14 protein-coding genes and 1 pseudogene are annotated in these 14,365 nt (G+C 55.3%); 1 reads left to right on the top strand and 14 read right to left on the bottom strand.

The window, feature by feature from the left end; genetic code table 11:
- Nucleotides 1-108 (top strand): annotated as a pseudogene (locus tag F3J41_RS23075) (IS110 family transposase); the annotation flags it as partial.
- A 191-nt stretch (nt 109-299) separates the two neighbouring features.
- Here the strand turns inward: F3J41_RS23075 and F3J41_RS23070 are convergent.
- The 14 genes from F3J41_RS23070 to ovoA form a co-directional block, all read right to left on the bottom strand.
- Nucleotides 300-719, bottom strand: a complete 420-nt coding sequence (locus F3J41_RS23070; RefSeq protein ID WP_021508191.1) for a F0F1 ATP synthase subunit epsilon — start codon at nt 717-719, stop codon at nt 300-302.
- A gap of 24 nt (nt 720-743) precedes the next feature.
- Nucleotides 744-2,141 carry a F0F1 ATP synthase subunit beta gene (gene atpD, locus F3J41_RS23065; RefSeq protein ID WP_021508190.1) on the bottom strand — a complete coding sequence of 466 codons (1,398 nt, stop codon included), beginning with the start codon at nt 2,139-2,141 and terminating at the stop codon, nt 744-746.
- Nucleotides 2,142-2,204: 63 nt separating this feature from the next.
- On the bottom strand, nt 2,205-3,071 hold the full coding sequence (gene atpG, locus F3J41_RS23060) for a F0F1 ATP synthase subunit gamma (protein WP_021508189.1): 867 nt from the start codon (nt 3,069-3,071) through the stop codon (nt 2,205-2,207).
- A gap of 52 nt (nt 3,072-3,123) precedes the next feature.
- A complete protein-coding gene (gene atpA, locus F3J41_RS23055) occupies nt 3,124-4,665 on the bottom strand; it encodes a F0F1 ATP synthase subunit alpha (RefSeq protein WP_021508188.1) in 1,542 nt (513 codons plus the stop codon).
- A 14-nt stretch (nt 4,666-4,679) separates the two neighbouring features.
- Nucleotides 4,680-5,213, bottom strand: coding sequence for a F0F1 ATP synthase subunit delta (gene atpH / locus F3J41_RS23050; RefSeq protein ID WP_021508187.1), 534 nt, complete (start codon nt 5,211-5,213; stop codon nt 4,680-4,682).
- Between the two features lie 14 nt (nt 5,214-5,227).
- Nucleotides 5,228-5,698, bottom strand: a complete 471-nt coding sequence (gene atpF / locus F3J41_RS23045; RefSeq protein WP_021313757.1) for a F0F1 ATP synthase subunit B — start codon at nt 5,696-5,698, stop codon at nt 5,228-5,230.
- Between the two features lie 108 nt (nt 5,699-5,806).
- Entirely contained in the window at nt 5,807-6,046 is a 240-nt protein-coding gene (gene atpE / locus F3J41_RS23040; RefSeq protein ID WP_003849523.1) for a F0F1 ATP synthase subunit C, read from the bottom strand.
- 49 nt (nt 6,047-6,095) lie between these two features.
- Nucleotides 6,096-6,914, bottom strand: a complete 819-nt coding sequence (gene atpB, locus F3J41_RS23035) for a F0F1 ATP synthase subunit A (protein WP_031279833.1) — start codon at nt 6,912-6,914, stop codon at nt 6,096-6,098.
- Between the two features lie 8 nt (nt 6,915-6,922).
- Nucleotides 6,923-7,303, bottom strand: a complete 381-nt coding sequence (atpI, locus tag F3J41_RS23030) for a F0F1 ATP synthase subunit I (RefSeq protein ID WP_021508185.1) — start codon at nt 7,301-7,303, stop codon at nt 6,923-6,925.
- A gap of 713 nt (nt 7,304-8,016) precedes the next feature.
- Complete coding sequence (gene rsmG / locus F3J41_RS23025) at nt 8,017-8,634, bottom strand: 16S rRNA (guanine(527)-N(7))-methyltransferase RsmG (RefSeq protein WP_058758219.1); 618 nt, start codon at nt 8,632-8,634, stop codon at nt 8,017-8,019.
- A gap of 48 nt (nt 8,635-8,682) precedes the next feature.
- Complete coding sequence (gene mnmG, locus F3J41_RS23020; protein WP_021508183.1) at nt 8,683-10,572, bottom strand: tRNA uridine-5-carboxymethylaminomethyl(34) synthesis enzyme MnmG; 1,890 nt, start codon at nt 10,570-10,572, stop codon at nt 8,683-8,685.
- Nucleotides 10,573-11,013: 441 nt separating this feature from the next.
- On the bottom strand, nt 11,014-11,454 hold the full coding sequence (mioC, locus tag F3J41_RS23015) for an FMN-binding protein MioC (protein ID WP_021508182.1): 441 nt from the start codon (nt 11,452-11,454) through the stop codon (nt 11,014-11,016).
- 154 nt (nt 11,455-11,608) lie between these two features.
- On the bottom strand, nt 11,609-12,070 hold the full coding sequence (asnC, locus tag F3J41_RS23010; RefSeq protein WP_007893613.1) for a transcriptional regulator AsnC: 462 nt from the start codon (nt 12,068-12,070) through the stop codon (nt 11,609-11,611).
- Nucleotides 12,071-12,175: 105 nt separating this feature from the next.
- Entirely contained in the window at nt 12,176-14,314 is a 2,139-nt protein-coding gene (ovoA, locus tag F3J41_RS23005) for a 5-histidylcysteine sulfoxide synthase (protein ID WP_159377274.1), read from the bottom strand.
- Nucleotides 14,315-14,365 lie beyond the last annotated feature (51 nt).

Here is a 14,365-nt window from a genome sequence, read left to right as displayed (position 1 = left end):
ACGGGAAAAGTCGTGGTGTGCGCGGCGATGAAGAAGCTGCTGCAGCTGGCTTATGGCGTGCTGAAATCGGGTCGTCCGTTCGATGCCGAAATATGTCTTGCCAGGTAACCGGCAAGACGGTATCTACGGGGTGATTGTGCGGTTTTGGACAGCGTGCGTATTTATGCGCACCGACATTTGGTCGCCATGAATGGCGCCCACTAGCATAGCTATTCGTAGGGTGCGCATTTATGCGCACCGGCTGCCGGCAAAAAAAATGCCAGCCCGGGGGCTGGCATTTCGTGACGCATAAAGCCTGATTACATCGCTTTTTTGGTCAGCTCGATGACACGCAGTTTTGCGATAGCTTTCGCCAGCTCCGCAGAGGCCTGAGCATAGTCCACGTCGCCGTGGCTGCTGTTCATGTGCTCTTCTGCTTTACGTTTCGCTTCCAGCGCGCGCGCTTCGTCGAGGTCTTCACCGCGAATTGCAGTGTCGGCCAGAACGGTCGTGCTGCCCGGCTGTACTTCCAGCACGCCGCCAGAGAGGTAGATATACTCCTCTTCGCCGTGCTGTTTAACGATGCGAATCATACCAGGCTTGATGGCAGTCAGCAGCGGGGCGTGGCCCGGGTAAATACCCAGCTCACCTTCGCTACCTGACACCTGGATACGCTGCACCAGACCGGAGAACATTTGCTGCTCCGCGCTGACCACGTCCAGATGATAAGTCATAGCCATACCACTCCTCCTGGGAAACCGTTATTACAGTTTCTTCGCTTTTTCGACAGCTTCTTCGATCGCGCCGACCATGTAAAACGCCTGCTCTGGCAGGTGGTCGAATTCGCCTTCCATGATGCCTTTGAAGCCACGGATGGTGTCTTTCAGCGTCACGTATTTACCCGGAGAACCGGTGAAGACTTCTGCTACGAAGAACGGCTGAGACAGGAAGCGCTGAATCTTACGCGCACGTGCCACCAGCAGTTTGTCTTCTTCAGACAGCTCGTCCATGCCGAGGATGGCGATGATGTCTTTCAGCTCCTGGTAACGCTGCAGCAGCGACTGAACGCCACGCGCGACGTCGTAGTGCTCCTGACCGACGATCAGCGGATCCAGCTGACGGCTGGTAGAGTCCAGCGGGTCAACGGCCGGGTAGATACCCAGTGACGCGATCTGACGGCTCAGCGTAACGGTTGAGTCTAAGTGAGCAAAGGTGGTTGCTGGTGACGGGTCAGTCAGGTCATCCGCAGGAACGTAAACGGCCTGTACGGAGGTGATTGAACCGGTCTTGGTGGAGGTAATACGCTCCTGCAGCACACCCATCTCTTCAGCCAGCGTTGGCTGATAACCTACCGCCGATGGCATACGACCCAGCAGTGCAGAAACCTCTGTACCGGCCAGGGTGTAACGGTAGATGTTGTCGATGAACAGCAGAACGTCACGGCCTTCATCACGGAATTTTTCCGCCATGGTCAGACCGGTCAGTGCTACGCGCAGACGGTTACCCGGCGGCTCGTTCATCTGGCCATACACCAGCGCTACTTTATCGATAACGTTGGAGTCAGTCATTTCGTGGTAGAAGTCGTTACCCTCACGAGTACGCTCACCCACGCCGGCAAAGACCGAATAACCTGAGTGCTCAGCCGCGATGTTACGGATCAGCTCCATCATGTTTACGGTTTTACCTACACCCGCACCACCGAACAGACCGACTTTACCGCCCTTCGCGAACGGACACATCAGGTCGATAACCTTGATGCCGGTTTCCAGCAGTTCCTGCGAGTTTGACTGATCTTCATAAGAAGGCGCTGCGCGGTGAATAGAGGAAACCTCTACAGCGCTGCCGTCTTCTTCTTTCAGGTCGCCTTTCATGTCGATTGGCTCACCCAGCACGTTCATGATACGGCCGAGTGTTGCTTTACCAACCGGAACCTGGATAGGTTTTTTCAGGTCGGTGACTTCCAGACCGCGCTTCAGGCCGTCAGAAGAACCCATGGCGATGGTACGCACCACGCCACCGCCCAGCTGCTGCTGAACTTCCAGCACCAGACGAGCATCACCATTTTTTACCTCGAGAGCGCTGTATACCTGCGGTACCGCGTCCTGAGGGAATTCGACGTCAACTACGGCGCCGATAATCTGGACAATCTTTCCAGCTGCCATCTTGAATCCTCTACCTAATACGAGAATATCCGGCCGCGCTCGCGCGACGGGATATATGCCTGGTTAAACCGCGGAGGCTCCCGAGACGATCTCGGTAAGTTCCTGAGTGATGCTGGCCTGACGAGCTTTGTTGTACACCAACTGCAGCTCTTTGATCAGGTTTCCGCCGTTATCGGTTGCCGCTTTCATGGCCACCATACGTGCAGCCTGCTCACTGGCCAGGTTTTCCACCACACCCTGATAAACCTGCGATTCGACATAACGACGCAGCAGGGTATCCAGCAGCGCTTTCGGATCGGGTTCGTACAGGTAATCCCAGGTCTTCGCCTTCATCTCTTCTTCACCTTCCGCTGGCGGTAACGGCAGCAGTTGGGTAATGGTCGGAGTCTGAGACATGGTGTTATTAAACTTATTGCTGACGATATACAGCTTGTCGATGCGGCCTTCATCATAAGCCTGCAACATCACTTTTACCGGGCCGATCAGGTCGGACAGCGCAGGCTTATCGCCCATGCCGGTAACCTGAGCCACGACGTTGCCACCTACAGAGCCGAAGAAAGAAACGCCTTTGGAACCGATAATCGCCAGATCGCTCTGCACGCCTTTATCAGACCAGCCTTTCATTTCTGCCAGCAATTTTTTGAACAGGTTAACGTTCAAACCACCACAAAGCCCGCGGTCAGTCGAAACGACCAGGTAGCCGACGCGCTTAACGTCGCGCTCATCCAGGTAAGGGTGCTTGTATTCCAGATTACCCAGAGCAAGGTGACCAATCACTTTGCGCATGGTATCTGCATACGGACGGCTGGCCGCCATGCGTTCCTGCGTTTTACGCATTTTGGAGGCGGCGACCATTTCCATCGCTTTGGTGATCTTCTGCGTGTTTTTCACGCTTCCGATCTTGGTACGTATTTCTTTTGCGCCGGCCATTAGCTTCTCCTCAAAGCCTTGCGGCCTGCCTTTTCAGACAAGCCGCCAGACATTACCAGGACTGGGTTGCTTTAAACGTTTCGAGGAGGCCTTTCAGCTTCTCTTCGATTTCGTTGTTGTAGTTACCCGCCTGGTTGATTTCAGCCATCAGCTCCGCGTGTTCGCGATCGGCGAACGCCAGCAGAGCGGCTTCGAAGCTGCCGATTTTCGCCAGTTCAACGTCGTTCAGGAAGCCGCGCTCGGCAGCGAACAGTACCAGACCCTGTTGTGCAACAGACATCGGTGCATACTGTTTCTGCTTCAGCAGCTCGGTCACTTTCTGACCGTGGCTCAGCTGTTTGCGCGTTGCATCGTCCAGATCGGAAGCGAACTGAGAGAACGCCGCCAGTTCACGATACTGTGCCAGCGCGGTACGGATACCACCGGACAGTTTCTTGATGATCTTGGTCTGTGCAGCACCACCAACACGGGATACCGAAATACCCGGGTTAACGGCTGGACGGATACCGGAGTTGAACAGGTTCGATTCCAGGAAGATCTGACCATCGGTAATCGAGATTACGTTGGTCGGAACGAACGCAGAAACGTCACCCGCCTGGGTTTCGATGATCGGCAGCGCGGTCAGAGAACCGGTCTGGCCTTTCACTTCACCGTTGGTGAAACGCTCAACGTAGTCAGCGCTTACGCGTGATGCACGCTCCAGCAGACGAGAGTGGAGGTAGAACACGTCGCCCGGGAATGCTTCACGACCCGGCGGACGGCGCAGCAGCAGAGAAATCTGACGGTAAGCAACAGCCTGCTTAGACAGGTCATCATACACGATCAGCGCATCTTCACCGCGGTCACGGAAGTATTCACCCATCGCGCAACCGGCATACGGAGCCAGGTACTGCAGCGCAGCGGATTCAGAAGCGGAAGCGACAACCACGATGGTGTTAGACAGCGCACCGTGCTCTTCCAGCTTACGTACCACGTTAGAGATGGTAGAGGCTTTCTGACCGATCGCGACGTAAACACACTTGATGCCAGAATCGCGCTGGTTGATGATGGCGTCGATGGCCATCGCAGTTTTACCGGTCTGACGGTCACCGATGATCAGCTCACGCTGGCCACGGCCGATTGGAATCATCGCATCGACAGATTTGTAACCGGTCTGAACAGGCTGGTCGACTGACTGACGGTCGATAACGCCTGGTGCAATCACTTCAACCGGTGAGAAGCCATCGTTGTCGATAGCGCCTTTACCGTCGATCGGTGCACCCAGGGTGTTAACCACGCGGCCCAGCAGGCCACGGCCAACCGGCACTTCCAGGATACGGCCAGTACACTTCACCTTCATGCCTTCGGCGAGGTCAGCGTACGGACCCATCACTACTGCACCTACAGAGTCACGCTCGAGGTTCAGTGCGATAGCGTAACGGTTGCCCGGCAGAGCAATCATCTCACCCTGCATTACATCGGCCAGGCCGTGTACGCGGATGATACCGTCACTTACAGAAACAATAGTACCTTCGTTGTGAGCTTCGCTCACGACATTGAACTGAGCAATGCGCTGCTTGATCAGTTCGCTGATTTCGGTGGAATTCAGTTGCATATGCTCCAGTCCCCTTAAGACTGCAAGACGTCTGCCAGACGGTCAAGACGGCCGCGCACGCTGCCATCAATCACCAGGTCACCCGCACGGATAACCACACCTGCCATTACAGACTTATCAATTTTGCAATTCAGCTTAACTTTGCGTGACAGACGTTTTTCCATCGCGGCGCTGATTTTACTCAGCTGGCTGTCACTCAGCGCACTGGCGGAGATCACATCAACTTCGGCTGTCGCTTCATAAGCGTCACGCAGTTGAATGAACTGTTCCAGTACCGCTGGAAGCGCTGTCAAACGTCCGTTCTCCGCCATAACCTTAATCAGGTTCTGAGCGTGTTCATCAAGTTGATCACCACAGACTGCGTTGAAAGAAGCAGACAAGGCTTCCGGTGCCAATGCACCGGAAAGGAGTTCTGCCATCTGTTCGTTGCGAGCCACTTCTGCGGCAAACGCCAGCATGGTCTGCCAGCGGTCGATACTTTGATGCTCAACAGCAAAGTCAAAAGCTGCTTTGGCGTAGGGGCGAGCTACAGTAATCAGATCAGACATCAGCCCCTCCCTCCTTACAGTTCAGCGACCAGTTTATCAACGATGTCGCTGTTAGCAGCTTCATCCACGGAACGTTCGATGATCTTCTCGGCGCCAGCTAAGGCCAGCAGCGCGACTTGCTTACGCAGCTCTTCACGTGCACGTGAGCGCTCGGCTTCGATTTCTGCCTGCGCCTGAGACACGATGCGGTTACGTTCAGTCTCAGCTTCAGTTTTGGCTTCGTCCAGAATCTGGGCACGGCGTTTGTTCGCCTGCTCGATAATGACCTGAGCTTCTTCTTTGGCTTTTTTCAGCTGGTCGGTCGCATTGGCCTGCGCGAGATCCAAATCTTTCTTCGCGCGTTCAGCAGAAGCAAGGCCTTCAGCAATTTCTTTCTGGCGCTTTTCGATGGCAGCCATAATCGGCGGCCATACGTACTTCATGCAGAACGCGACAAACAGGATGAACGCGATGGCCTGGCCGAGGATTGTTGCATTAATGTTCACAGCACAATGCCTCTTATTAAGTTAACTTGCTCTGCCGCTATCAGCGATAAACGGCAGAATCCGTTCCTCATCACACTGCGTGCCATGAGTGAACCACGGCTACAGGCTTTAGGCGACAGCAAACATCACGTAGAGACCCAGACCAACAGCGATCATTGGGATTGCATCCACCAGACCCATTACAACAAAGAACTGCGTACGCAGCAGAGGAATCAGATCCGGCTGACGCGCTGCGCCTTCCAGGAATTTACCTCCGAGGATGCCGATACCGATCGCAGCACCGATTGCCGCCAGACCCATCATCACAGCGGCAGCCATGTACAGCAGATCCATATTCAGGTTTTCCATGACAGTCTCCAGTTTGTTTCAGTTAAAAGCTAAGTTGTTGAGATAAAAATCAATGCTCTTCAGATGCCATCGACAGATAGACAATCGTGAGGACCATGAAAATGAAAGCCTGCAGCGAAATAATCAGGATGTGGAAAATGGCCCATGGCACATTCAGCACCCACTGCGACCACCACGGCAGCAGACCGGCAATCAGGATAAAGATCAGCTCACCCGCATACATGTTGCCGAACAGTCGCAGACCGAGCGAAACCGGTTTAGACAGCAGGCTAACACCTTCAAGAATCAGGTTGATGGGGATGAAGATCGGGTGATTAAAAGGCTGCAGCGTCAGCTCTTTGGCGAAGCCACCTACGCCTTTCATTTTGATGCTGTAGAACAGAATCAAAATAAATACGCCCAGCGCCATAGACAGCGTGATGTTCACGTCTGCAGACGGCACGACGCGCAGCGCCGGCAGGCCCAGATAGTGCTCGCCGATAAACGGCAGCAAATCGATAGGCAGCAGATCCATGAAGTTCATCAGGAAGACCCAGACGAAAATCGTCAGAGCCAGCGGGGCGATAACTTTACTCTTACCGTGGTACATGTCGCGGACGTTGCTATCAACAAAGCCAACGACCAGCTCGATAGCCGCCTGCATTTTCCCTGGCACACCGCTGGTGGCACTTTTCGCCACTTTACGGAACAGCACCAGGAACACCAGTCCCAGTACAACAGAGAAAAACATGGAGTCCAGGTTTAACGTCCAGAACGTTGCTGGCGCGTCGTGTGCATTCACCAGCTCGAAAGTACGCAGGTCCATCTGAAGATGTGTCAGATGATGACCTATGTATTCCTGCGGCGTTGAGATCTCTCCTGCGGCCATGATGCCTCTTACCCTTTGTTGTTAATTACAGCCGGCGCGACGATTTGTACCACCAGCACCGATAACCAGGTGATTGCGAGTGGCCAGAAGACCGCTCCAAATCCACCTAACGCCACAACGAGAAAAACAACGGTGGCAAACACCTTGAGCACTTCACCAAAGGCGAAGCTCCAGGCGACACGCCCTTTTGCCGGAGTTTGATCCTGCAGGCGCCAGGCTAAAAACATAAACAGTACGTTTGGCAGCCAGGCTGCCGCACCACCCGCGATGGCAGAGGCGCCCCAGGTGACATCTTTCAGGGCAAACAGCGCACCGATTACGACAAAGGTCACCAGCTGGATCACCAGCACGGTTCGGGCTAATTTCACACTGTAAAGAGACACTGACATGACGCTTAACTCTCCTGCCCCGAACGGGGTATGTCGCGTGTCGTATAAGACTGTCTTTACTCTTTTGAGTCAAGCAGCAAAAGCCGTGCAAATTATACGGGCCGCACCTGCGATTTCAATCGGTAAGTAGCGAAAAGGTGAACAATTATTTAAATTTCTTTCTGGAGGGCTATTTTTCAAAACATCCGCTTCGGCCTGCCTGACGAAACAGGCTTGAAATTGCCCGGCAGACTTGCTTTTAAAGCGTGCTTCAGATCACATTATAAGCACCCCCGGCAGCGATAATTTGCTTTTTAACCCCTGCCGCGCAATTAATCAAACCCGTAATTTACTTTTATATCAGTGAGATAGAATTATTGTTCTAGGATTAGCGCCAGATTTTCGATAAAAACACTCTATTGACATCACCCACCGCAATAAAAACGTAAAACTGATATTACGTCCGCCGATTTATTGCAGAGTTATATTTTCCGCCGTGACTATTCGGCACAGTAAATACAGCGGTTAAAGTGATGTAACTGATAATGAAATGTGAATTATTCGTTAAATGTAACAGAGGTTTTCGGATAATTTCCGCGGCGGATGTTAACCCGCTTCCCCTGCCCTGTTGAATAAAAGCGTTTATCGTGACGCGTTCAACCGCTGTTTTTTTAGCCGGCTGCTGCGCTAAGCCAAACGGCATGAATCGCGATAAATCCACACCGTTTGCGCGACTATTGCCGCCTGATCACCACCAGATGACGCTCACCTTCCAGTTCCGGCACCCGCAGTGGCTCAATTTTTTCGATGGCGAAGCCGGCAGGCAGCGCGGCAATTTCGTCATCCGGCCTGACGCCTTTCAGCGCATAGAAGTGGCCTGTCGCGCCCGGCAGATGGTGACACCAGTTCAGCATGTCCTCCAGCGACGCAAAGGCGCGGCTGATCACCCCGTCAAACGGTGGCTCAGCCGGGAACTCTTCCACCCGGCTCTGCACCGGCGTGACGTTAGTGAGTCCTAACTCATGTTGCACCTGACGCAGGAAACGCACGCGTTTCCCGAGGCTGTCCAGCAGCGTAAAGTGCGCCTGCGGGCGGACAATCGCCAGCGGGATCCCCGGCAGGCCCGGTCCGGTACCGACATCAATAAAGCGCTCACCCTGCAGGTGGGGTTCTACCACGATGCTGTCGAGAATGTGGCGCACCAGCATCTGCTGCGGATCGCGCACCGAGGTCAGGTTGTAGGCTTTATTCCACTTGTGCAGCAGTTCGACATAACCCACCAGCTGCTGTTTTTGCTGATCGGAGAGGGAAATGTTTGCCGCTTGCAGCAGCCGGGAGAGTTTATTAATCACGACGAGAATTCCATTAACAGGGGCGAGCATGCCCGCCCCGGGGGTCGATCAGGCGCTTTTACGCAGCAGGCCCTGTTTTTTCAGGTAAATCAGCAGAATTGAAATTGCCGCCGGCGTGATGCCGGAAATACGCGATGCCTGGCCAATGGAAGTCGGTTTGTGGTCGTTGAGTTTGGCGATCACTTCATTCGACAGTCCATTCACCTGGCGATAGTCGAGGTCGGCCGGGAGTAAGGTGTTTTCATTGCGCTGCTGGCGATCGATCTCCTCCTGCTGACGCGCGATGTAACCTTCATACTTCACCTGAATCTCTACCTGCTCTGCGGCCTGCTCATCCGCCAGCGCCGGACCGTAGCTCGGCAGCGACATCAGCAGTTCGTAGGTCATCTCCGGACGACGCAGCAGATCTTCCGCGCTGGCTTCTTTGGTGAGCGGCGCGCTGATTACCGTGTTCACTTCGCTGACGTTTTCAGACTTCGGATGCACCCACAGGTCACGCAGACGCTGACGCTCCTGCTCAATCGCTTCCAGCTTCTGGTTATAGCGAGCCCAGCGCGCGTCGTCGACCAGGCCGAGTTCACGTCCGGTTTCGGTCAGGCGCAGATCGGCGTTATCTTCACGCAGCATCAGACGATACTCGGCGCGCGAGGTAAACATGCGATACGGCTCTTTGGTGCCCAGCGTACACAGATCGTCGACCAGCACGCCAAGATAGGCCTGATCGCGACGCGGCGCCCAGCCCTCTTTGTCCGCTGACTGACGCGCAGCGTTAAGGCCGGCCAGCAGCCCCTGCGCCGCCGCTTCTTCATAACCGGTGGTGCCGTTGATCTGGCCGGCAAAGAACAGGCCGTGGATAAATTTACTCTCCAGCGTCGGCTTGAGATCGCGCGGATCGAAGAAGTCGTACTCGATGGCGTAGCCCGGGCGCACGATCTTCGCGTTCTCCAGACCTTTCATCGAGCGCACGATCTGCATCTGCACATCAAACGGCAGGCTGGTGGAGATACCGTTCGGGTAGATTTCGTTGCTGGTCAGCCCTTCCGGCTCAAGGAAAATCTGATGTGCGTTACGATCGGCAAAGCGCATCACTTTGTCTTCAATCGACGGGCAGTAGCGTGGCCCGATCCCCTCGATGATCCCGGCATACATCGGGCTGCGATCGAGGTTATTGCGGATCACTTCATGTGTCTGCTCATTGGTGTGGGTTATCCAGCATGGCACCTGCTGCGGATGCTGTCCGGCATGGCCCATAAACGAGAACACCGGCATCGGGTCATCCCCGTGCTGCGGCGTTAGCACCGAAAAGTCGATGGTGCGGGCATCGATACGCGGTGGCGTACCGGTTTTCAGGCGGTTTACGCGCAGCGGCAGCGCACGCAGACGTTTAGCCAGCGGAATCGACGGAGGATCGCCTGCACGACCACCGCTGTAGTTATCGAGGCCGATGTGGATTTTGCCGTCCAGGAAAGTGCCCACCGTCAGAACGACGGTTTTCGCCCGGAACTTCAGGCCCATCTGGGTCACGGCGCCGACAACGCGATCGTTCTCCACAATCAGATCATCAACCGCCTGCTGGAAGATCATCAGGTTCGGCTGGTTTTCCAGCGCAGTGCGTACCGCCTGGCGATACAGTACCCGGTCTGCCTGTGCACGCGTGGCACGCACCGCCGGGCCTTTGCTGGCGTTTAGTATCCTAAACTGAATACCGGCCTGATCGATCGCGCTGGCCATCAAACCGCCTAAGGCATCCACTTCCTTAACCAGGTGTCCTTTCCCGATGCCACCGATCGCCGGGTTACAGGACATTTGTCCCAGCGTATCAATATTATGGGTGAGTAACAGGGTTTGCTGACCCATTCGGGCAGCGGCCATCGCGGCTTCTGTGCCCGCATGACCACCACCGATTACGATGACGTCAAAAGGATCTGGATAAAACATGAAGTGGGTCCTCGTTAGTGTTCGGACAGGGATCGTTGCCCTGGGCGGTGGATTCTACTGAAATTCTGTTCAGGGCGAAAGTCGCGGGATCCTGCGGTTTAAAAGAAAGGATCTTAAGTCTTTTATATGATCTCTCTGTTAGATCTCTTATTAGGATCGCCCCTGGCTGTTGATAACCCGGAAAAGCGTTGTGGCAACAGAGGATTAGCGAGGATCGTTTACTGTGAATGATCGGTGATCCTGATCCGTATAAGCTGAGATCAACTTTGCTACTTATGCACAGCGTAAAAAAGCATCAGCGGTTGTTCTTTGGATAACTACTGGTTATACGCATGAAATAATAGATCTTATCCACAGAGCGACGCAGGTAAAAGGCGATAAAACAGCGGAATCAACTGGGGATCGACACAAATACCCGATCCCCGACCAGCAAAGATCGTCTTAAATCTGCGGGTGCCAGCTGGCGACCCACACTTCCGCCGGATCTTCCGGAATCTCATGTTCCAGCACGTCGATCTCCAGCCGATCGCCAATACGTTTGGCGCCCAGCTGCGTTAACGTCGTCTCCAGCAGCTTGATCGCACCGCAGAACAGATCGTATTCATGATTACCGATACCCACTGCGCCAAAGCGTACGCCTGACAGATCCGGCTGGCTCTCCTGCAGCGCTTCATAAAACGGCAGCAGGTTGTCCGGCAGTTCGCCGGCACCGTGCGTTGAGCTGACAATTAGCCAGACGCCCTCCTGCGGCACCTCATCCAGCTCGGGTCCGTGCAGCAGTTCGGTTGAAAAGCCCGCTTCCTGCAGTTTCTCTTCCAGATGTTCAGCGACATATTCGGCGCTGCCAAGGGTACTGCCACTGATTAAGGTAATATCGGCCATGATGCTCTCCCGCACTAAAGGCGAGCATTGTACGCTGTGATCAAGCGGTGATCCACCTGTGGAAAACAGGGTTAATCGTCGATAGCATCAGGCGACAAGGCGCATCACAAAAGCGATCCGCCCGGGATAAGGTTATGCACAGCGGGGAAGCCGATCACGGCTTGATAGTGCGCATGATCGGGTTTTGCAGCGAGATCAGCGTCTCGGTGGACTGGATTTCATCAATGGTCTGGATCTTGTTGATCAGCACCTGCTGCAACGCATCAATGGAGCGGCACATCACTTTAATAAAAATGCTGTAGTGGCCGGTGGTATACCAGGCTTCCACCACTTCATCCAGCGCTTCCAGTTTGCTGAGCGCTGCCGGATAGTCGCGCGCGCTTTTCAAAATGATGCCGATAAAACAGCAGACATCAAATCCGAGCTGCCGTGGATCGATCTCCACGCGCGTACCCAGAATAATCCCCGCCTGACGCATTTTCTCGACGCGCACGTGAATCGTGCCGGGGCTGACGTTGAACTGCTTGGCGAGTTCGGCGTACGCGGTGCGCGCGTTTTGCAGCAGCGCATTTAAAATGCCGCGGTCGAGATTATCCAGTTGCAGGTGTTCCGCCATCATCCATCCTCATTAGGTTCTTCTTCTCTGAACAGGGAGAATGTGCAGCAAATTAGCGGGACAGGCAAGGCGCAGACAGCGGAGCTGCCGCTGTCTGCACGCTTTTTAGCGCTTACGCCACAGCGTCAGCTGGGCCTGTGTGTGCTGGAACTTACGCGCGGTTTCGCGAATCACAAACGGCACGTCCTGCGGCGGCGCAACCTCCTCAAAGGCATCGCGCAGCAGCCGTTGCAGTGCCTGCCAGGTGGTGAGCGCTTCACCGTTTTCACGGAAACCACCCAGCCAGTTCTCCTTCGGCGTGAACTCTTCCAGCCAGGTGTAAGGTGAGGAGATAGCCAGCAAACCGCCGGAGCGGATCATCGGCGTGATGTCCTGCAGGAAGCGCTTCGGCTGGCGCAGGCGATCGATCAGGTTAGAGGCCAGTACCAGATCGTAGCCATCTGGCTGCGGTTTCAGGTTACAGGCATCGCCCTGCACAAACTGAATGCGCTGCGCCAGGGTCTCATCGAAACCAAACTCTTTCAGCCGCACCTGGCGATACTCCACCAGCTCTCCCTCTTCCGGCACCACGTAACGGAAATCCTCGCCCGAGGTCAGCTGCAGCGCCACGTCGATAAAGCGCGCCGAGTAATCCATGCCGGTGACCGCAGCAAAATGGCGCGCCAGTTCAAAGCTGGCACGACCGGTGGCGCAGCCGATATCCAGCGCGTGGCCACGCTGCGCGCAGTGCGGCAGCACGATGTCGACCAGCGCCGCCGCGTAGTTCGGCACACCGTAATAGCCGGGGCCGTACTGGAAATCAAGGTACTGCGACACCATGCTGTCGGTTTCATACGGATTCAGCGCCATGCTCTCCTGATGCGAGGAAACCACGTAGCGGAAACCGGCATGCTGGAAGAAGTGGCGCCGGAAGGCGTAGCGTGAGGATTTCAGCGCTTCGTTGCCGGTGGAGATCCAGCTGCCGCCTTTGATCAGCGCATGTTTGCCGTCAAAGGTGGGCGTGGAGAAATCGTCATACAGCGGATGTACCCTGAAGCCTTCAAAGCCGTTGGTCGGCGTGGTGGTCCACTGCCAGACGTTGCCGACGATGTCGAAGAAGTCACCCTGGGCAAAGTGGTCTACCGGACAGGAAGAGGCCCAGCGGGCGAGATTGATGTTGCCCGGCGCGTCGATCCAGTCCGGCTGATCGCCGGCAACCTGCTCGCGCAGCTGCATCCACTCGGCTTCGCATGGCAGCTGGATCGCTTTGCCACTCTCTTCTGCCAGCCAGCGGCAGAATGCCGCCGCTTCCAGCTGATTCACTTCGGCGGGCCAGTCCCACGGCATCGCCACTTCTTCGGTCATCAGACGCAGCCGGAGATCGTCAGGTTGCGCGATGTCGCCGACCCAGAAAGTCGGCATCTGCGCCTGGGCAAACTCGCGCCAGCCCCAGCCTTCGTCATCCCACCAGCGGCGTTCGTTGTAGCCGTTAGCAGCAATAAAATGAAAGAACTCGGCGTTGCTCACCAGCATTTTGCTGGCTTTGAACGGTTTCAGCTCAGTTGTAAGGCTGCCGTATTCGTTATCCCAGCCGTAGGTATCATCGGTTTTACCCTGCGTGACGTGTCCGCCTGGCATCGCCACCAGCGTATTGGCCGGTACCGAGGCACGATCGTGGCGCGCCTGCGGACACGCCGGCCAGTGCGGCTGCGGTTTTACCCACTCAAGCGGCAGCTGGCGGATCAGCACGCTGGAGGTTTCGAGGTGAATACGCTCATGCTCAATGCCCATCAGAATCACCCACGCCGGGCTGTCCCAGTCAATCGGCAGATCCAGCGGCATGGTGCGGATGAATTCACTTACCACGGTTTTCACTTTGCCGCGGTAGTCGCGCACCTCGGCCACGTCCGGCCAGCTGTAATGGCTGTCGTCGAGATCGTCCCAGCTCATCTCATCCACGCCGATCGCCATCATCGCCTCGATGCGATCGTCAATGCGCTGCTGCAGATAACCGCCCGCCATCAGCTTATTAATGTAGAAAGTAGCGGTATGGCCAAAGTAGAAGATCAGCGGATGGCGCAGGGTGATGGCTTTATTAAAGTACGCGCGCTCATCGGCGAGGCAGTCGAACAGGCTTTCGTACAGCTCCCAGGTCTGGGTGAAATAGGCCAGCAGTTCGGCGCGTTTGGCGTCGCTGCTGCTGCCGGAAAGCCGGACGGTGCGGGTGGGCGCAGGCAATTGATCGTGAAGATGAGCGGTTGTCACAGTGAACTCCGTAAGCTGATTAAACACAGCGGGTAATTCACTATAGCAAAT

The sequence above is a fragment of the Pantoea sp. Ap-870 genome, assembly GCF_011752515.1.
In the GTDB taxonomy this organism is placed as follows: Bacteria; Pseudomonadota; Gammaproteobacteria; order Enterobacterales; family Enterobacteriaceae; genus Pantoea; species Pantoea dispersa.
This window is presented reverse-complemented; position numbering and strand designations above follow the sequence as displayed.